This window comes from Mesorhizobium sp. P2_E9 (assembly GCF_056403815.1).
This window is the reverse complement of sequence record NZ_JBFUET010000021.1, coordinates 69,824-87,551: the sequence shown is the minus strand read 5'-3', so window position 1 is coordinate 87,551 and position 17,728 is coordinate 69,824. Positions and strand designations below refer to the sequence as shown.

The following is a 17,728-nucleotide window of genomic DNA, read 5'->3' as shown; positions in this document are numbered from 1 at the left end:
CTCCAACTGACCTTCGCCGAGGATGCCTCATAGCGTCGCTTTGGGCCGGAAGCGGAATTGCGGCTTGGAGGCTTGGAATGTGAGAAGCGGACGTTCAGGCGCCCCCATGCATCGACGCGATCTGACCCATCTCGGAAGTCGGGCCGGATAGACTCCAGGCCAGATGACCAATACAATCCCAAGTGCCGGGTTTCTGAAAGTATTCAACCCACATGGCCGAGATTCGGACCCAACGCCGCCTTGCCGCGATTCTGGCTGCTGATGTCGTTGGCTTTTCGCGCCTCATGGAGCACGACGAGGCTGGCACACTGGCCGCTCTCAAAGCGCGGCGGCGCGATGTTCTGGTTCCATTGGTTGCCCAGTACCACGGTCGCGTGGTCAAGGTGATGGGCGACGGTGTGCTGGTGGAATTTGGCAGTGCGGTTGATGCCGTCCAATGCGCCGTCGAATTACAAAAGGGTTTTACCGGGGCCAACGAGAGCGTGGCGGAGGCCTACCGCATCGTCCTGCGTATCGGCATCAATCTGGGCGACGTCATCGTCGAGGGCAGCGATCTCTATGGCGACGGTGTCAACGTGGCAGCCCGGCTGGAGGGTCTGGCTGAGCCCGGCGGCATCTACGTCTCCGCCACCGTGCACGATCATGTCACCGGCAAGCTGACATTGGCGTTCGACGATCTCGGCGAGCACGCGCTCAAGAATATCGCAAAGCCGGTGCAGGTTTACCGCGCCGGAACAGGGGGGATCGGCAAACGCGCGGTGCAACCGGTGCCTCAACTCCTGGATAAACCCTCGATCGCGGTTCTGCCCTTCGTTAACATGAGCGGCGATCCCGAGCAGGAGTACTTTTCCGACGGCATCACCGAGGACATTATCACCGACCTTTCGAAGGTGTCCGGACTCTCCGTCGTCGCGCGCAATACGGTCTTCACCTTCAAGGGCAAGGCGGTATTAATCGAGGAAGTGGCGAAGAAGCTGAATGTTGCCTACGTCCTGGAGGGAAGTGTACGCAAGGCTGGAGGACGGGTGCGCATCACGGCTCAGCTAATCAATGGTCGTGGCGGCGACCATATCTGGGCCGAGCGATATGACCGGACGCTGGACGATATCTTCAAACTGCAGGACGAGATTTCCAAGACCATAGTCGATGTCCTCAAAGTGAAGCTGTTGCCCGAAGAACTGGAGACTATTACAAACCGCTCGACCGACAACCCAGAGGCTTACGAGACGCTGTTGATGGGCAGGTCGTTCCTCAATAGGGGAGTCGAGACCAAGTTTATCAAAACAGCGCAGCGACTGTTTGCCAGAGCTGTTGAAATTGACCCAAATTATGCGCGCGCTTATGCCGCTTTGGCTGATTGTGAGTGGCTTCTGTTGACTTGCAACGATCCCGACGCCAGCTTCGAGGCAGTCCTTTCCCACAGCACACGGGCGCTGGAACTTGAGCCAGGTCTCGCCGACGCCCACGCATCACGTGGCGGGGCCTTGTTCGTAAATGGCCGGTATGCCGAGGCGGAAGTGGAGTTCGAGCGAGCTTTAGAGTTAGACGCCAGTTCTTCCGATACCTATTTCTCTTACGGCCGGAATTGTTTCATTCAAGGTCAATACGAGAAAGCTGCCGCTCTGTACGAGCGTGCCGTATCGTTGTCACCCGATGACTATCGGTTATGGACCAATCTAGGGATGGTCTATGTTTCACTTGGCCGCCGCGACGACGCCAAGGAAGCAGCAAGGCAAGGTGTGCTGGGAGTGGAAAAGGAAGTCAAAGCGCATCCCGACAATGCCACCGCGCTATGTTACGGCGCCTCAATGCTGGCGGAAATTGGCGAGATTGAACGCGCGCTGTCGTGGGTCTCCCGTGCTGAAATGTTCGCCGGAGACAACATTGCGGTTCAGTACAACATAGGCTGTTTTTATGCGAGGCTGGGCAAGGCGGAACAGGCTATCGATTGCCTGGAACGTCAGCTAACTGCATCACATGCCTACCTCATTTTGCGCATGCCTTGGATGCGTCAGGATAGCGACCTCGACTCGCTCCGCTCTCATCCCCGTTATGTCGCGCTTGTCAATCGGATGGAGGCCCAAATAGCCGCGACTGGGGCTCGAATACCAGCAGGCCACGAGGAGAGTGAAGCAATGACCCTGAATATGATGCCCAGAAAATGAGTTGGTTGAGGGCAGGTCCGTTCCTGGCGCAACTACGCCCTCAAGCGCGGTCGCCGGTAATGTCCGCTGTCAGGTGGTGGCACAACTAACTTTAACGGCCGACATGAGGCTCATTGCAGCCATTGGCGACACGACCGATGCCGGTCTGGCCGAGATCAGTGCGCCACGCCATCGGATGCGTGCAGCAACCTCCACGTCAACCCAATCCGCCCATCGAATTGCGAGGCAAAACGCTCCGCGGCCACATTCTCAAGGCCGTCATCGATCAGCGCCTCGATGCTTCGTCGCATCAGAGCAAGCTGCATCTGCCGGGCGTGTTCCCGGTCGGCCTCTCGCATGATTGCCGTGACGTGGTAGGCGACGACGGGCTGGCCGAGGCACGACAGCAGAGCGCTGGCCTCGGCTGTTACAGCAGTAATCGCATCTTCGATCTTCATTCTGGCGACCTCATCAAGAATGATGCTGACGCCTCCCGCAAGGCGACGGTGGTCCGTCGCTTCTTTTTTAGAGCTCAAGCTGCCGCGTGCTCCCGAAAGCCGCGCGCCAGTCTAAAAATTACTGTCTTCTCCGGGTCCCCCAAGCAGCCTGGTTTGGCAGCCTCGTTTGGCCAAAGACAATATCCGCCAAATTTGATTCAAAGGCGAATGGATAGTTAACTGTTGGTTAATGGCGGCGCTTGGCTTGCCTCCCCGATCAGGATGTTTCGTCTCGACGTTTCCCGCCGCGCAATCGCCGCAAAGCTGCCCGATGGCTGCCTTGCCTGTTGATCGCCACGAAGAAAGGTTCTGTCATGCGGTTGGTCTGGACGGTCATGTTTGCACTCGCGAGCAGCGCGGCTTTCGCCGCCACGCCCGAGGACGATTATATCGCCGCGCGTGACAAGGCGATTGCCGAGATCGCGGCGATGGACAGCGCGAACACCCCGGTGGAAACGCTCGATGCGGCCAATGAAAAGGCCCGCGCCGATCTCGAAAAGCGCCTTTCCGCGCTTCTCGGGCCTTTCACGGTCAAGGATTTTCCGACGGCCGGCACGATCAATATCGAAAGCCTCAGTTCCTCCGATGTCGGCTTCGGCATGCTGGACGGGCTGCGCCATGGCACCGAGGACGGCCCCAGCATCGTGGCATCGACACGCGGGCTGGTCGAACGCTGGCTGCAGTCGCGCGCCGCCGAGACGGACGCCGATCTCAAACTGCCCACCAGCTTCGACGCGGCGCTGAAGCTCGATGCCTTCTACACCCAGGCCATCGGCAGCGACGCCGCCTTCACTGGTACGCTCGACTTCGCGCTGAAGACGCCTGACGGCGCCGACAAGGCGATCGCCCGCCTCGGCGGCTGGGCACAGGATGTCGGGCCGAACTACGACCAAGAGGTCGTGGTCACACTCGTCAAGGGCAACAGCGTGCTGATCGCCGAAGCGCCCGCGACCCCGCCCATTCCGAAGATCGCGGCCTGCGACGCCGTGTGGACCGCCGCCGACGCCGCCGCCCAGAAACTCGTCAAGCAGGCCACCGACGACAGCGACGAAAACACATCGGACGCCGCCAACGCCGCCTGGACAAAAGGCGACAACGACTTCCGCGCCTGCCTGGGCAAGAGCTTGCCGGCCGATGCTGCCTTCCCCGCGCTGCTGGCACAGGCGCAGGCGCTGGCGGATCATATGGCGGGCAAGTAGGCGCGACGCGGAAACTGCCAATCTACCCCTTCGTGGGGGAGATCGCAGTTTCGCCGTCGGCGCCCATTCCACCCCCTTGTCACCCTCGCATCGCGTCACAATATTGTCGTCGCGCTGGCACCTGCCGAGTTGCCAGCACCGCTAAAAATGGTTGAAACAAAGTCCTGAACGCGCCCCGGCGCGGCGGGCGGATGAACAGCGTGGGAAAAATGGAATGACGACGGATACGAAAGCGACGGAAACCAGGGCATTCGAGGCGGATGTTTCGCGGCTGCTGCACATGATGGTGCACTCGGTTTATTCCGATAAGGACGTCTTCCTGCGCGAATTGATTTCCAATGCCGCCGACGCCTGCGAGAAGCTGCGCTTCGAGGCCGTCAGCCGCCCCGAATTGCTGGGCGAAGACCCCAAGCCGCGCATCTCGATTTCAGCAGATCCGGACAACAAGGAGATCACCGTCGAGGACAACGGCATCGGCATGAGCCGCGACGACATGGCCGAGGCCCTCGGTACGATCGCCCGCTCGGGCACGCGCGCCTTCATCGAGCGCGTCGGCGCAGGCAGTGAGGACACGCAGCTCATCGGCCAGTTTGGCGTCGGTTTCTATTCCGCCTTCATGGTCGCCGACCGGGTCGACGTCATCAGCCGCCTGGCCGGAAGCGAGGAGGCCTGGCGCTGGTCGTCCGACGGCAAGGGTTCCTACGAGATCGCGCCCGCCCCGCTCGAAGCCTCCCCCAGGCGTGGCACCCGCGTCGTGCTGCATCTCATGGACGACGCCGTCTCCTACACCGGATCCTACCGGCTCGAGCAACTGGCCAAGTCGCAGTCCGGCCATGTGCCGGTGCCGATAACGCTTGTCGAAAAGCCCGGCGCCGAGGCGCGCGACATTGCCGACGGCACCGCACTCTGGGTCAGGCCGAAGAGCGAGATCAAGTCCGAGGAATACACCGACTTCTACCGCGGCCTGTCCGGCCAGTATGACGAGCCGGCCGCCACCATCCATTTCCGCGCCGAAGGCCGGCAGGAATACTCCGTGCTGGCCTTCGTGCCCGGCTCGCGCCCGTTCGATCTGTTCGATCAGGACCGCAAGGGCCGCATGAAGCTCTATGTGCGCCGCGTCTTCATCACCGACGAGGCCGACCTTCTGCCGCGCTATTTGCGCTTCGTGCGCGGCCTGGTCGATTCCGCCGACCTGCCGCTCAACGTCTCGCGCGAGATGATCCAGGAAAGCCCGCTGCTGGCGTCGATCCGCAAGGGCCTGACCAACCGCGTGCTCGGCGACCTCGTCAAGCTGGCTGAAAACGACGCCGAGGCCTATGCCAAAATCTGGGAGAATTTCGGCGTTGTGCTGAAAGAAGGCCTCTACGAGGATCATGAGCGGCGCGAACAATTGCTGAAGCTCGCCCGCTTCCACTCGACCACATCGGGCGAAAGCTGGCGCGGCCTTGCCGACTATGTCGCAGCGATGAAGGAAGGCCAGAAGGCGATCTTCTTCATGGCCGGCGACGACCGCGCCCGGCTTGAAGCCTCGCCGCAGCTCGAAGGGTTCAAGGCGCGCGGCATCGAGGTTCTGCTCTTGACCGACCCGGTCGACAGCTTCTGGGTGACGATGGCGCCGGACTTCGACGGCAAGCCGTTCAAGTCGGTGACGCAGGGCGGGGCCGAGCTTTCTGACATTCCGCTGCTCGACGAGGCCAAGAAGCCGGAGACAGCGGCAACGCCGGAGGTCGACAGCTTCCTGGCCTTCGTCAAGTCCGCGCTCGGCGATGCCGTCTCGGACGTGAAAGCCTCTGACCGCCTGACCCAAAGCGCCGTCTGCCTGGTCGCCCCCGAACACGGCCCCGACCGGCAGTTCGAGCGGCTGATGAACGCCGCCGGCCGCCTCGACAAGGCAGCCAAGCCGATCCTCGAGATCAACCCGCGTCACGAACGCGTGCTGGCCCTCGCTGGCCTCGGCGAAGAGGACCAGGCCTTCAAGGACGACGCCGCCCACCTCCTCTACGACGAGGCGCGCGTGCTCGACGGCGACAAGCCGGCGGACGCGAGGGCATTCTCGGAGCGTCTGGCGCGGCTGATCGCGCGAGGCATCTCGAAGGGCTGAGGCAGCGCCGACCGACCGTCCCCGACACTGGCTCAATCGCCGACTGTAGACATCAGGCCTCCAATCACCCAATCTTGGCCCCGGGAACAAGACAGGCGCTTCAAAGAAAGCGCACCGGGTGCTCATGAAACGACGATGGACATTGTATGATCCACGACTGGCCTGGATGCTCGTCGCGCCGGTCTTCTTGCTGCTGATCTTCTTCCTGGTGCTGCCGATCGCTGTGATGGCCGCCTACACCTTCTTCACCTTCGTCACCGCCGGGGTGGAAACCAGTTCGCTGACGACGGCGAACTGGCACGAATTCCTGACCGACAGCTATTATTCCGGCTTCCTGCTGAAGACGCTGAGGGTCGGCGCCATGACGGCGGTGCTTTGCGGGGTGCTCGGCTATTTCCCGGCCTATTTCATCTGGGCCACGACCTTCAAGCACAAATGGCTGCTGCTGCTTCTGCTCATCGTGCCGTTCTGGATCAGCTTCACCATCCGCACCTTTTCGTGGATCAACATTCTGGGCGAACAGGGCGTCATCAACGTCGCGTTGCTGAAACTGGGGATCATCAACGAGCCGCTGCCGATGCTCTACAACGAGGGCGCGGTGATCCTCGGCATGCTGCACTTCCTGCTGCCCTACATGATCCTCAACGTCTATGTCAGCCTCGAGGGCATCGACCGCACTTTGATCTCGGCCGCTCGCTCGATGGGCTGCACCAGCGCGCAGGCGTTCCGCGAGGTCACGCTGCCGCTGTCCCTGCCCGGCCTGGCGGCAGGCCTGCTGCTCTGCTTCGTGCTGGCCGCCGGCAGCTATGTCACGCCGCAATTGCTGGGCTCAGGTCGCGACGCGCTGTTCGGCAATCTGATCTATGACACCATCATGGGCGAGCTGAACTGGCCGATGGGCGCCACGCTTTCGATCGTGCTGTTCGTCGTGCTCGGCTTCTTCGCCGCCGTCTACACCCGCTACATGGGCATGTCGCAGATCGTCAAAGGATTGGGAGGATGAAGGCACGGCGAAAAGAGGAAGGCAGATGGGCCTGGCGGCTGACCGGCTTCGTCACGCTCTGCGTCTACATCTTCATGTTCGCGCCGATCGTGGCGACAGTGATCCTGTCGTTCAACGCTTCGATGTTCGGCGGCTTTCCGATGACCGGCTTTTCCCTGCAATGGTACGGCAAGCTGATGGCCAATGAGCAGGTGCTGGCCGCCTTCCGCACCTCGCTGTGGATCGCGCTGGTCACCGCCGCCGTCACCACGGCAATGGGCGTCGTCACGGCGTTTGCGCTGGTGCGCTTCGAATTTCGTGGCAAGCAGGCGCTGAGCACGCTGGTGATCCTGCCGGCGCTGGTACCGGAGACCATCCTCGGCGTCGGCCTGCTGGTGCTGATCAAGGCTATCGACCAGCCACGGACCATGCTGTTGCTGGTGCTCGGCCATATCCTGCTCGCCGTGCCCTACGTTGTGCTGATCACCCAGGCGCGCATGGTCGGCATCCGCCGCGTCTATGAGGAGGCGGCGCTCTCGCTCGGCGCCTCGCGGTTTTCGTCCTTCCGCGAGATCACGCTGCCGCTGCTGATCCCGGCGGTGGTGGGCGGCGCCTTGCTCGCCTTCACCATCTCTTTCGACAACACCTCGGCCAGCCTGTTCTGGCGGCCGGCCGGCGTCGAGACCATGCCGACCCAGATCCTTTCGATGCTCAAGATATCGATCAGCCCGGAGATCAACGCGCTCGGCACCGTGATGATCCTGGTGACCGTCGGCATACCGCTGCTCGGCGGCCTGATCCTGCAAAGTCTGACCAGATTGAAACGACGCGACCAACCCAAGGAGGAAGCACGATGAAACTGTCCAACGGCAAGCGGCTTGAAAGGCTGCACGATAGATATCAAAACGGTGATCTGAGCCGACGCACGTTCCTAACGCTGAGCGCCGCCGCTGCGGCCGCGGTGGGCCTCGACATGCCCTGGATGCGGCAGGCGCTGGCCGCGGTCGAAGAGGTTCGCTTCGACGGCTGGGGCGGCACGGTGCAGGATGCGATCGACAAATATGCCTTCCAGCCCTACACGACCAAGACCAAGATCAAGGTGGTCCAGGGCACGTTCGGCGACGAGGACGAGATCATCACCAAGATCAAGACCGCCAAGCCCGGCGACTACCAGGTCATCCATTCCTCCGGCGTCAACTACTACATCAAATATGTGAACGGCGGCCTGACCTCGGAGATCAACGAGGCCAACATTCCCAACATGGCCAATGTGCTGCAGCCGATGATCGATCCGTTCCGCAAGCTGACGCCGAAACTCTCGGCGGTGCCTTACGACTACGGCACGACAGGCATCGCCTATAACACCAAGGTGATCTCACCCGAGGAAGCCAAGGAAAAGGGTGCCGCGCTCCTGCTGGACAAGAAATATGCGGGCAAGGTCGGCGGCTATGACGACATGACCACGCGCGTCTGGTACGCCGCGCTCGCCACCGGACAGGATCCCAACAACCTCAAGGACATGGACGCGATCTGGGCCAAGGTGCGCGAGACGCGCGACCTCGCCAAGAAGTTCTGGAGTTCCGGCGCGGAGCTGATGGACCTGCTTTCCAAGGGCGAGATCGTGGTCACGGACGCATGGTCGGGCCGCGTCGCCGCCTTGCAGGACCAGGGCGCCCCGATCGGCTATCTCGATCCGGCCGGCTCCTATGCCTGGATGGAGGACATGCTGATCCTCAAGGGTTCGCCGATGGCCGAGTGCGAGGAGTTGATCAACTTCATGCTCGACCCGGCGACCTCGATCGCGGTGGCCGAGGGCCAGAGCTATCCGCCCTCGCTCGACCCAACAAAGGTCAAGCTCACCGAGAAGATCGAGAAGCTGCCGGCCTTCGACAAAACGGGCACGATGAAGGCGCTGACCTTCGCCGACCCGGTCTACTGGGCGACCAACGAGGACGCCTGGACCAAGCAGTGGAACAGGATCTCGAAAGGTGCCTGACAGCCACGACCTTTCAGAAGTGCCCCGACCGGCCGCGGCCGGGGCAGCAAGTCCCGGCGCGGGTAGACCCGCTCCGGGCGGCGGCGAGACGAGCCAGCCGGCGGTCGAGTTCCGCGACATCGACATTGCCTATGGCAAATTCGTCGCCGTGCGCGATTTCTCGCTCTCGATCGCCAAGGGCAGTTTCGTCACCTTGCTCGGGCCTTCGGGCTGCGGCAAGACCACGATCCTGCGCTCCATCGCCGGCCTGGTCGACATTTCGGGCGGCCAGATCATGATCGACGGGCGGCGGGTCGACGACGTGCCGATCTACAAGCGCAATATCGGGCTGGTCTTCCAGAGCTACGCGCTGTTTCCGCACAAGAACGTGTTCGACAATGTCGCTTTCGGCCTGAAGTATCGTAACGTGCCGAAGCCCGAGATCGTGCGCAAGGTCGGCCAGGCGCTCGAAATGGTGCGACTGCCGGGCAGCGAGAAGAAGCTGCCCTCGCAGCTGTCGGGCGGGCAGCAACAGCGCATCGCGCTTGCCCGCGCCATCGTCTTCGAGCCGCAGGTGCTGCTGCTTGACGAGCCGCTATCGGCTCTGGACGCGAACATGCGCGAGGAGATGCGCGTCGAGATCAAGAAGATCCAGAAGGAAACCGGCATCACCGCGATCTTCGTCACGCACGACCAGGAGGAAGCGCTCTCCATGTCGGACCGCATCGTGGTGATGAACGCAGGCGCTGTCGAGCAAATCGGAACCCCGCAGGAAGTCTACGAGCGACCTGCCACGGCCTTCGTTGCCGACTTCCTCGGCAAGGCCAACATGCTTGCCGGGACCGTGAGCGGATCCGGCCAGGCAACGGCGGTGGTGCTTGCCACGGGCCAGACGATCAATGTGGCCTGTCCAAGGCCGCTTGCGAGCGGCAGCAAGGTCACTGTCGTTGTGCGGCCGCAGAAATTGTCGGTCGGCGTGGCGGTGAGCGCCAACAGGCTGTCGGGCCGTGTCGTCTCGGCCTCCTATCTGGGCGGCAGCGCGATCTACGAGATCGACGTTGGCGGCAAAACCAGCATCCGCGCCAACGCGCCGATCAGTGGTCGCGTCCTTCGCGAAGGCGAGGCGATCGATCTTGGATTCGATCCCGAGGGCTGCGTTCTGCTCGACGAGGACGGTCAGCGGATTTCGTGATGCATGGCGTCCAAGAGTTGGCACGGCTCGGCCGACGCTGAGGCAGCGCGTCTTCGAACGTATTACCCCGCCGCGCCGGGGGGCATGCGGTTGGGGTGCCTGAGATGGGTTGGCGTGATGCCGGTCTGCTGGCGGAACACGCGGCTGAAATGGCCGGCATTGGTGAAGCCGCAGCGATAGGCGATGTCGCCGATCTGCAGGTCGCTGCCTTCCAGCAGCGACTTCGCATGATGCACCCGCAGCGCCAGGTATGCCGCCATCGGGCCGACGCCGAGCTCGGTGCCCAAGAGACGCTCGAGCTGGCGCCGCGAGCAGTTCAGGCGGCTTGCGATCTCGCTGACCGACAGCGTCTCCTGCAAATTGCTCTCCATCAACAGCAAAGCGCGCTTCACCGCACGGCTCGACGCCGCTGGAAAGAGGTCGCCGACGGGCTGCACGTCGCGGCTGCTTCTGATCCGGTCGAGCACCAGGATCTTGGCCGCCTTTTCCGCCGCCTTCCGGCCGATGAACTGGGACACGAAATGGCCGGCGAGGTCGGCGGCACCCGTGCCGCCGGCGCAGGTCGAGCGGCCCCGGTCGACGGAAAACAGGCTGTCGGCATGGGCATTCACATCGGGAAACTGGCTGCGAAAATCCTTGATGTGGAACCAGCTGACGGCGGCAGCGTAGCCGTCGAGCAGGCCGTAGCGCGCCAGCACGAAGCTTCCCGTACACAGCGCCGTCAGCGGCACCCCCTTCTCGGCGGCGCGCAACAGGAAGGCCTCCTTGTCGGAACTCAAGCTGCGGTTGGTGTCGAGCAGGCCGCCGACGACCACGACATTGTCGAAATCCTCCGGATTGCCGATCGCTTTGGTCGGCAGCAATTCGACGCCGCAACTTGCCCGGATCGGCAGACCGCGTTCGCCGACGATCTCCCAGTCGAATTCGATCCTGCGGCTGCGGTCGCCCTCATCACCCGCCAGCCGCAGCGTGTCGATGAACAACGACAGCGGCGACAGCGTGAAGTCGCGAACCAGGAGAAACGCAAACCGCCTTGCCATAGTGTTTCCGGAACCGCCTTGTCTCAAGCTTATTCAGCCAGCACATTATCCTGGAACACCGGACGATGTGTTTGCCAAAAGCGGCACCAGACTTCCTGCTTGTTACCGGCCGCGCAGTCCATAGCGCCTTCCCTCGACACGTGCCGTCACGGCTTTAGGGGTCATAGGATCGCCCTCCGGCTCGGACCACGTGCAATTCCAGCGGTCGAGGCGCCGATGGGAAAAAGAGAGGTTTGGTCAGCGCCTCGGGAATTTCAATTTCGCAACGATCTGACCCGTCGTTGTAGACCAGCGCTCCTTGCGAAATCCATAGCGCAATATTCGAACCACGCTGGGGTTCATTGGACCAGCTATCCAGGGCCGCTATGCTGTCCGGCGCGGCAAACCTTTGAAACAGTTGGATCTCGGGAATGAGGAATTTTGGTCGCAGCATTGCTGACCAAATTCTATGAGGGAGGAACGTGATCGAAAAATCACTCTTGCTTTCTAGGTCGTCGATATCGGCCATCACTCGCTGAAGTCCGCCCATGCAACTCAGGAGCCTGCGATGGAAATTTGGTGGCCAAGGTGAGAACAGAAGATGGCCGGGCAGTTTGTAGCTCATATTGCCACTTTTTGTTCGCCTCCACGGCCAAGGGCAATCTTGGTCCGAGTCAGTCGATCGAACGAGAAGCACACCTTTGGTCTCGCGGATTACGGGCCAGAAATTTCTCGCGGGTGAACGGCGAATTGCTTCGTGAAGCTGCGCAATAGCCTGAGTGACGGGGACAGCTTCGGCCAACGCATCGATGGCTGTGGATACATTCGGCCTTTGCTGGCGTATGTATTCCTCCGCCAAGGGCCGATTTAGACTCCTCAAATATCCGCGATAGGTCCACATGTGTTCATTGTAGGCACCATCTTCGCGCTTGATCACTGATCAATCCACCTAACAGAACCCGAACCAATTGATTCGAATTATTATCCGCTCAGACTCGTAGTCAAATACAGATATTAGCTTGATGTGATAAAGGTATGCCGAGGGGCGCCAAAACAGCAAAAAAGCCCAGGCGCCAAGCGCCCGGGCTTTTGTTCAAAGGCATGCAGGCTCACTTCTTGCCGACGCCGGCAGCGGCCTGTTCGATGATCTTGGCGACGGCCGAGGGATCGGAGACGTAGACCGCGTGGCTGCCGGGCACTTCGACCGTCGTCGCGCCGGCCCGGGTCGCCATCTGGCGCTGTGCCGGCGGCGGGATCATGTGGTCGTCGGTGGCGACGAGATACCAGCTCGGCTTCACCCGCCAGGCCGGCTTGGTGACCTTGCCTTCGAGCGCCGGAATGCCCCACGGAACCTGCGAGTCCGCCATGAAGGCAGCGAGCGAGGGACGGACATCGGCGGCGAAGGCGGCGGCGAACTTCTCCTTGTCGAGCATCAGGAAACCGTCGACGGGCGGCAGGATCGGCGGCACGGAAGCGCCGGGAGGCGGGTTGGCGATCAAGGTCGAGACCGACTCGCCGGCATCCGCCGCGAAGGCCGCGATGTAGACGACGGCAGCCACTTTGGGATCGGTGCCGGCTTCCGACACCACGACGCCGCCATAGGAATGGCCGACCAGGATGACGTCGCCCTTCGCCTCTGCGATGGCGCGCTTGGTCACCGCGACATCGTCGGCGAGCGAGGTGGTCGGGTTCTGGACGATGGTGACGTCGTAGCCGTCCTTCTTGAGCTGGTGGTAGACGCCTTCCCAGCCGGAGCCATCGACGAAGCCGCCATGAACGAGGACGACGGAATTTGCTGCAGTGTTCGACATTTGAGTTCTCCTTTTTCAAAGTGTTGTCTGCGTTGGCTGCAGGAGGACTATGCGCCGCAGCCGCCGCGCTCGCTTTGAGGCGGCCTTCAGGACCTCTTGATTTTCCCTTGAGATGGCTTTGATTTTGCGGCCACCACACGGCTACAGTGTCCAGAATCGCTATGAACCGCGTGCCGGAGCCAGCAATTTGCCGTATCTTTTCGAGGATTTCGCTCTGGACGGCGACCGGCGCGAATTGCGTCGCGGCAACGACCTGATCTCCGTCGAGCCGCAGGTGTTCGACCTGCTGCAATATCTGATCCGCAACCGCGAGCGGGTGGTCAGCAAGGACGATCTGGTCGATGCGGTCTGGCAGGGACGCATCGTCTCCGACGCGACGCTGGCGAGCCGCGTCAACGCCGCGCGCAGCGCCCTGCAGGACAATGGCGAGCAGCAGCGTCTCGTCCGCACCTTCCCGCGCCGGGGCTTTCGCTTCGTCGGCACCGTGCGCGAGGAGGCCGGCGCCGACGCACCGGTGGAACAGGCGAAGCCTGGCCTTGGCATTCCCGCCCGCCCCTCCATCGCCGTGCTGCCTTTCGTCAACCTGAGCGGCGATGCCGATCAGGATTATTTTGCCGACGGCATGGTCGAGGACATCATCACCGGCCTGTCGCGCATCCGCTGGCTGTTCGTCATCGCGCGCAATTCAAGCTTCACCTACAAGGGCCGCGCGGTGGATATGAAGCAAATCGGGCGCGAACTCGGCGTGCGCTACGTGCTGGAGGGCAGCGTGCGCAAGGTGGGCAGCCGCGTGCGCATCACCGGCCAGCTCATCGACGCCGAGGATGGCAGCCATCTTTGGGCCGAGCGCTACGACCGCGAGCTGACCGACGTGTTCGCGCTCCAGGACGAGATCACCATCAGCGTGGTCGCGGCCATAGAACCCAATCTGCGCCGGGCCGAGATCGAGCGCGTCAAGCGCAAGCGGCCCGACAGTCTCGACGCCTACGATCTCTTTCTGCGCGCCCTGCCCGACGTCTACACCTTCATGCCGCAGGGTGCCGCCAGGGGCCTGCCGCTGCTCGACCAGGCGCTGGCCATCGAGCCTAGCTATGCGCTCGTCCACGGCTTTGCCGCCTGGGCGCATCAAACCCTTTTCATCCGCGGCGGCATGCTGGCGGAGCACGGCGAGAAGGCATCCCGCCATGCCCATGCGGCGATCGAGCACGGCTCAGGCGATGCCATGGCGCTGGCTCTGGCCGGCTTCACCATTGGCCTGGTCGAGCATGACCGCAAGCTCGCCGACGAGGCGTTTTCGCAGGCGCTTTCGCTCAGCGCCTCCTGTGCCTTCGTCTATGCTTTCGGCTGCGTGCCGGTGGCCTATGGCGGCGACGCCACACGCTCCATCGACTGGGGCGAGCAGGCGTTGCGGCTGAACCCGCTGGACGCCATGAACTGCGTGCCGCAAGGCATGATCGGCTTCGGCAATTTTCTCGCCGGCCGGCACGAGCAGGCCATAGAAGCCGGCCGGCGGGCGGTGGAGATGAACCCCGGCTTCAGCATCCTGCACGGATGGCTGGCGGCGCCGCTGGCCCGGCTTGGACGGATCGGGGAGGCAAAGGCGGCAGGTTCGCGGCTCATGGCACTCGACCCGCATTTTTCCATAGGCAGGTGGGCGGCGGCAGTCGGGCTGGCGCCGGAGATTGTCGGCGAGGTGACCGACGCCATGCTGATGGCGGGATTGCCGGCATGATCGCTTCGAGCGTGAGCCGATATCGGGAGAATGCGAAGTGGTTTATCCCGACTCGACAAAGCCGTCCCTCGACACGTCCAGAAGCGCCGGCCACGCCAGGCGTTTGGGCACTGCTCCGCCCGGCAAGTTGAAATGCCCCGCATAGGCTAATGCTGAAACTTCCTGCCAGCCTGGAAGGGCAAATTTAAGCGTTTGCTACTAGGCTGGACCGATGAGCTATTGTTCAGGACAGCTATCCGGGTCGAATTGACCACAACAAGATCCAGTCTTGGCCGCGCGAGCCGGGCCATTTTTTCTACCGCCAACTTGCCGGCGGCGATCGCTTTTGTCGTGCTGTTGATCTGCGCCGTCGTTGCCGACCAGCAGAACAGAAGGGTCTCCGATCAACTGGCCCGCGCCGACGTGCTGGCCAAGGTCAACATCATTCGCGCCAAGCTCGAAGGCAATATAAACGGCAATCTTCAGCTTGTGCAGGGGTTGGTTTCGGCCATCGATACCGAACCCCATATGGGCCAGCAGAGATTTGCCTCGCTTGCCAGCAATCTGTTCGAGCAAAAATCGCAATTGCGCAACATTGCCGGGGCGCCCGACCTCGTCATCTCGCTGATGTATCCGATGCAGGGCAACGAGAAGGCGATCGGGCTCGATTACCGCAAGAACGAAGCGCAGCGAGCGGCAGCGCTGCGGGCGCGCGACCAGCGGGCGCTGGTGTTTGCCGGCCCGGTGGACCTTGCCCAGGGCGGGCGCGGCTTCATCGGCCGCATTCCGGTCTTTGTGCCGACCGCGGGCGGCGGCGACCGCTTCTGGGGCATCGTCTCGGCGGTGGTCGATGTCGACCGCCTCTACGCGGCGAGCGGGCTGACCGACCCGGATCTCAGCATCGATGTCGCGCTCACAGGCAAGGATGCCCTGGGCGGCGGCGGCGAACGCTTCTTCGGTCGCGACCAGGTCATCGCCGGAAATCCCGTATCGGCCGATGTTCAGCTGCCTTCAGGCTCCTGGCAGATTTCGGCCATCCCCAAGGGCGGCTGGCCGGCGGCTCCGAAGAACGAGTGGACCTTGCGGTCGCTTATGTTGCTGGCCGGCGCACTGGTGGTGCTGCCGATCATGGTGGCCGGCCGGCTGTTCGGCGAGAGGCAGAAAAACTATGCCGAGCTGAGGCGCTTGTCCGGACGCCTGGAGCTGGCGCTTGAAGCCTCTGGTATCGGCGTTTGGGAACACGACCTCACCACCAACGAAATGGTGTGGGATGACCGCCTCAACGAAATCTACGGCAAGTCTGCCGACGGCAAGCCGCGCGGCTATGATGACTGGGCGCAGACGATCCATCCTGAAGATCTCGGGCGGGCAAGACAGGACTTTGATTCGGCCGCGGCCAGAAAGGGCCCCTACTCCTCACAATACCGGCTCCAGCGCCCCGACGGCACCGTCCGCCATGTGCGCACCCGCGCAACCTACTTCCAGGACATCGGCGGCACGCCCAAGTTGATCGGTGCGGAATGGGACGTGACCAGCGACGTGCTGCTCAACGAAAACCTCATTCGCGAGCGCCAGTTGACGGAATCGAAGAACGCCGAGCTCAATCTCGCCAAGGCACATATTGAGTATGCGGCGCTGCACGATTCGCTGACCGGCCTTCCCAACCGCCGCTATCTCGATGAGCTGCTGGCCGAAAGCGGCGAACCGGGCCGGCGCACGGCACTGCTGCATCTGGACCTCGACCGCTTCAAGCAGATCAACGACACGCTCGGCCACGCAGCCGGAGATACCATGCTGATGCATGCCTCGAAGGTGATCAAGGCCAATGCTGGCGCCGCTGATTTCGTTGCGCGCATCGGCGGCGACGAGTTCGTCCTGGTGAGCCGTGGGCTTGACGACGACGAGCTTTCGGCGCTTGCCGACCGGATCATCGAGGAGATGCGCCAGCCTGTCGATTATCGTGGCCATCCCTGCCGTTTCGGGGTCAGCATCGGCATTGCCGCCAACAGCGGCGTCGACGTGAAGCAGTTGCTGATCAACGCCGATCTCGCGCTCTATCGGGCAAAGAGCCGTGGCCGCAACCGCTACGAATTCTTCAACGAAGAATTGCAGAGCGAGATCGTGCGGACCAAGCAGATCGCCGACGAGATTCTCGGCGGGCTGGAGCGGCACGAATTCATCGCCTACTATCAGCCACAGTTCGACGCCAGCACGCTCGAGATCGTCGGTGTCGAGGCGTTGTCGCGCTGGAAGCATCCGCGACGCGGCATCCTGGCCCCCGACGCCTATCTCAAGGTGGCCGAGGAACTCAACGTCGTGGCGCTGATCGACCGCATCGTCCTCAAACACGCGCTGGAGAATTTCGAGCGTTGGTCGCAAAGCCATCTCAACATCCCGCACGTGTCGGTCAACGTCTCGGCCAGGCGGCTGGAGGACAAGGATCTGATCGAGGGCCTGCGCAAGCTCGCCATCAAGCCGGGAACCGTGTCGTTCGAGCTGGTGGAGTCGATTTTCCTCGATGAAAACGACGATCTGGTCACTTGGAACATCGACCACATCAAGGAGCTCGGCATAGACATCGAGATCGATGATTTCGGCACCGGCCATGCCTCGATCGTCTCGCTGCTTAAGCTGCGGCCGCGTCGCCTCAAGATCGACCGCCAACTGATCACACCCATCACCGGCTCAATGGCGCAACGGCAGCTGGTGGCGTCGATCATCGATATCGGCAAATCGCTCGGCATCGAAGTGGTTGCCGAGGGCGTCGAGACGATGGAGCACGCGCGTATCCTCAAGGAACTTGGCTGCGATATCCTGCAGGGCTACCTGTTTGGCCGCCCAATGGAGGCCAAGGCCTTCAAGGCATTCGCCCAGTCGCGCAAATGGCTGGCCGCGGGATAGTGGCCCTACTCCTGGCGTTACCTAGCCGCCGCCTCACCCTGTTGCAGACCAATCGCTACATCGCTATATAGCCGCTGTCGGAAAAGGCAGAGTTGGTTTGGTAAGCCCAACTCCTCTCGGTAACGAGAGCTCTGGTCTTTGGCTTCGTGCACGAGATCCCCACGACGAACATCGGACGCTGTTTAGCGCCCAATCG

Annotated in this window: 13 protein-coding genes; 9 read left to right on the top strand and 4 right to left on the bottom strand. The window is 62.3% G+C overall.

From position 1 onward, the window contains the following. The first annotated feature begins 212 nt into the window (after window positions 1-212). The gene (locus tag AC1D05_RS30700) at window positions 213-2,165 is read left to right on the top strand and encodes a tetratricopeptide repeat protein (protein WP_477445992.1); all 1,953 of its coding nucleotides are present in this window, start codon (window positions 213-215) and stop codon (window positions 2,163-2,165) included. Between the two features lie 155 nt (window positions 2,166-2,320). Here the strand turns inward: AC1D05_RS30700 and AC1D05_RS30695 are convergent, their stop codons facing one another. Further along, complete coding sequence (locus AC1D05_RS30695; protein ID WP_477445990.1) at window positions 2,321-2,602, bottom strand: hypothetical protein; 282 nt, start codon at window positions 2,600-2,602, stop codon at window positions 2,321-2,323. A 353-nt stretch (window positions 2,603-2,955) separates the two neighbouring features. On the opposite strand from AC1D05_RS30695, the gene AC1D05_RS30690 reads away from it, so the two are divergent. From AC1D05_RS30690 to AC1D05_RS30665, 6 genes are all read left to right on the top strand, one after another. Continuing rightward, the gene (locus AC1D05_RS30690; protein WP_477445988.1) at window positions 2,956-3,840 is read left to right on the top strand and encodes a hypothetical protein; all 885 of its coding nucleotides are present in this window, start codon (window positions 2,956-2,958) and stop codon (window positions 3,838-3,840) included. Between the two features lie 214 nt (window positions 3,841-4,054). After that, window positions 4,055-5,941 (top strand): molecular chaperone HtpG, encoded by a 1,887-nt coding sequence (gene htpG, locus AC1D05_RS30685; RefSeq protein WP_477445986.1) that lies wholly within the window; start codon window positions 4,055-4,057, stop codon window positions 5,939-5,941. A gap of 166 nt (window positions 5,942-6,107) precedes the next feature. Continuing rightward, window positions 6,108-6,944, top strand: a complete 837-nt coding sequence (locus tag AC1D05_RS30680) for an ABC transporter permease (protein ID WP_477446189.1) — start codon at window positions 6,108-6,110, stop codon at window positions 6,942-6,944. After that, complete coding sequence (locus tag AC1D05_RS30675) at window positions 6,941-7,780, top strand: ABC transporter permease (RefSeq protein ID WP_477445984.1); 840 nt, start codon at window positions 6,941-6,943, stop codon at window positions 7,778-7,780. The genes AC1D05_RS30680 and AC1D05_RS30675 overlap by 4 nt, the downstream gene beginning before the upstream one ends. Beyond that, window positions 7,777-8,919: an ABC transporter substrate-binding protein gene (locus tag AC1D05_RS30670; RefSeq protein WP_477445982.1), complete on the top strand. Its 1,143-nt coding sequence runs from the start codon at window positions 7,777-7,779 to the stop codon at window positions 8,917-8,919. Before AC1D05_RS30675 ends, AC1D05_RS30670 begins: the two co-directional genes overlap by 4 nt. Beyond that, on the top strand, window positions 8,912-10,090 hold the full coding sequence (locus AC1D05_RS30665; RefSeq protein WP_477445980.1) for an ABC transporter ATP-binding protein: 1,179 nt from the start codon (window positions 8,912-8,914) through the stop codon (window positions 10,088-10,090). The genes AC1D05_RS30670 and AC1D05_RS30665 overlap by 8 nt, the downstream gene beginning before the upstream one ends. Before the next feature lie 62 nt (window positions 10,091-10,152). Here AC1D05_RS30665 and AC1D05_RS30660 read toward each other — a convergent pair whose 3' ends face one another. From AC1D05_RS30660 to AC1D05_RS30650, 3 genes are all read right to left on the bottom strand, one after another. Beyond that, window positions 10,153-11,130: a GlxA family transcriptional regulator gene (locus AC1D05_RS30660; RefSeq protein ID WP_477445978.1), complete on the bottom strand. Its 978-nt coding sequence runs from the start codon at window positions 11,128-11,130 to the stop codon at window positions 10,153-10,155. A 154-nt stretch (window positions 11,131-11,284) separates the two neighbouring features. Further along, window positions 11,285-12,046 carry a hypothetical protein gene (locus AC1D05_RS30655; RefSeq protein ID WP_477445976.1) on the bottom strand — a complete coding sequence of 254 codons (762 nt, stop codon included), beginning with the start codon at window positions 12,044-12,046 and terminating at the stop codon, window positions 11,285-11,287. Window positions 12,047-12,218: 172 nt separating this feature from the next. Beyond that, window positions 12,219-12,920, bottom strand: a complete 702-nt coding sequence (locus AC1D05_RS30650) for an alpha/beta hydrolase (RefSeq protein ID WP_477445974.1) — start codon at window positions 12,918-12,920, stop codon at window positions 12,219-12,221. Between the two features lie 187 nt (window positions 12,921-13,107). On the opposite strand from AC1D05_RS30650, the gene AC1D05_RS30645 reads away from it, so the two are divergent. Together AC1D05_RS30645 and AC1D05_RS30640 are read left to right on the top strand one after the other, a co-directional pair. Beyond that, the gene (locus AC1D05_RS30645) at window positions 13,108-14,652 is read left to right on the top strand and encodes a winged helix-turn-helix domain-containing protein (protein ID WP_477445972.1); all 1,545 of its coding nucleotides are present in this window, start codon (window positions 13,108-13,110) and stop codon (window positions 14,650-14,652) included. A 288-nt stretch (window positions 14,653-14,940) separates the two neighbouring features. Further along, window positions 14,941-17,532 (top strand): bifunctional diguanylate cyclase/phosphodiesterase, encoded by a 2,592-nt coding sequence (locus tag AC1D05_RS30640; RefSeq protein ID WP_477446187.1) that lies wholly within the window; start codon window positions 14,941-14,943, stop codon window positions 17,530-17,532. Window positions 17,533-17,728: the final 196 nt, after the last annotated feature.

Excerpts from the sequence above, each read along its gene's own strand:
- htpG (WP_477445986.1), top strand. The coding sequence starts at position 4,055 with ATGACGACGGATACGAAAGCGACGGAAACCAGGGCATTCGAGGCGGAT.
- AC1D05_RS30690 (WP_477445988.1), top strand. The coding sequence starts at position 2,956 with ATGCGGTTGGTCTGGACGGTCATGTTTGCACTCGCGAGCAGCGCGGCT.
- AC1D05_RS30660 (WP_477445978.1), bottom strand. The coding sequence starts at position 11,130 with ATGGCAAGGCGGTTTGCGTTTCTCCTGGTTCGCGACTTCACGCTGTCG.
- AC1D05_RS30680 (WP_477446189.1), top strand. The coding sequence starts at position 6,108 with ATGCTCGTCGCGCCGGTCTTCTTGCTGCTGATCTTCTTCCTGGTGCTG.
- AC1D05_RS30695 (WP_477445990.1), bottom strand. The coding sequence starts at position 2,602 with ATGAAGATCGAAGATGCGATTACTGCTGTAACAGCCGAGGCCAGCGCT.
- AC1D05_RS30675 (WP_477445984.1), top strand. The coding sequence starts at position 6,941 with ATGAAGGCACGGCGAAAAGAGGAAGGCAGATGGGCCTGGCGGCTGACC.
- AC1D05_RS30670 (WP_477445982.1), top strand. The coding sequence starts at position 7,777 with ATGAAACTGTCCAACGGCAAGCGGCTTGAAAGGCTGCACGATAGATAT.
- AC1D05_RS30650 (WP_477445974.1), bottom strand. The coding sequence starts at position 12,920 with ATGTCGAACACTGCAGCAAATTCCGTCGTCCTCGTTCATGGCGGCTTC.
- AC1D05_RS30700 (WP_477445992.1), top strand. The coding sequence starts at position 213 with ATGGCCGAGATTCGGACCCAACGCCGCCTTGCCGCGATTCTGGCTGCT.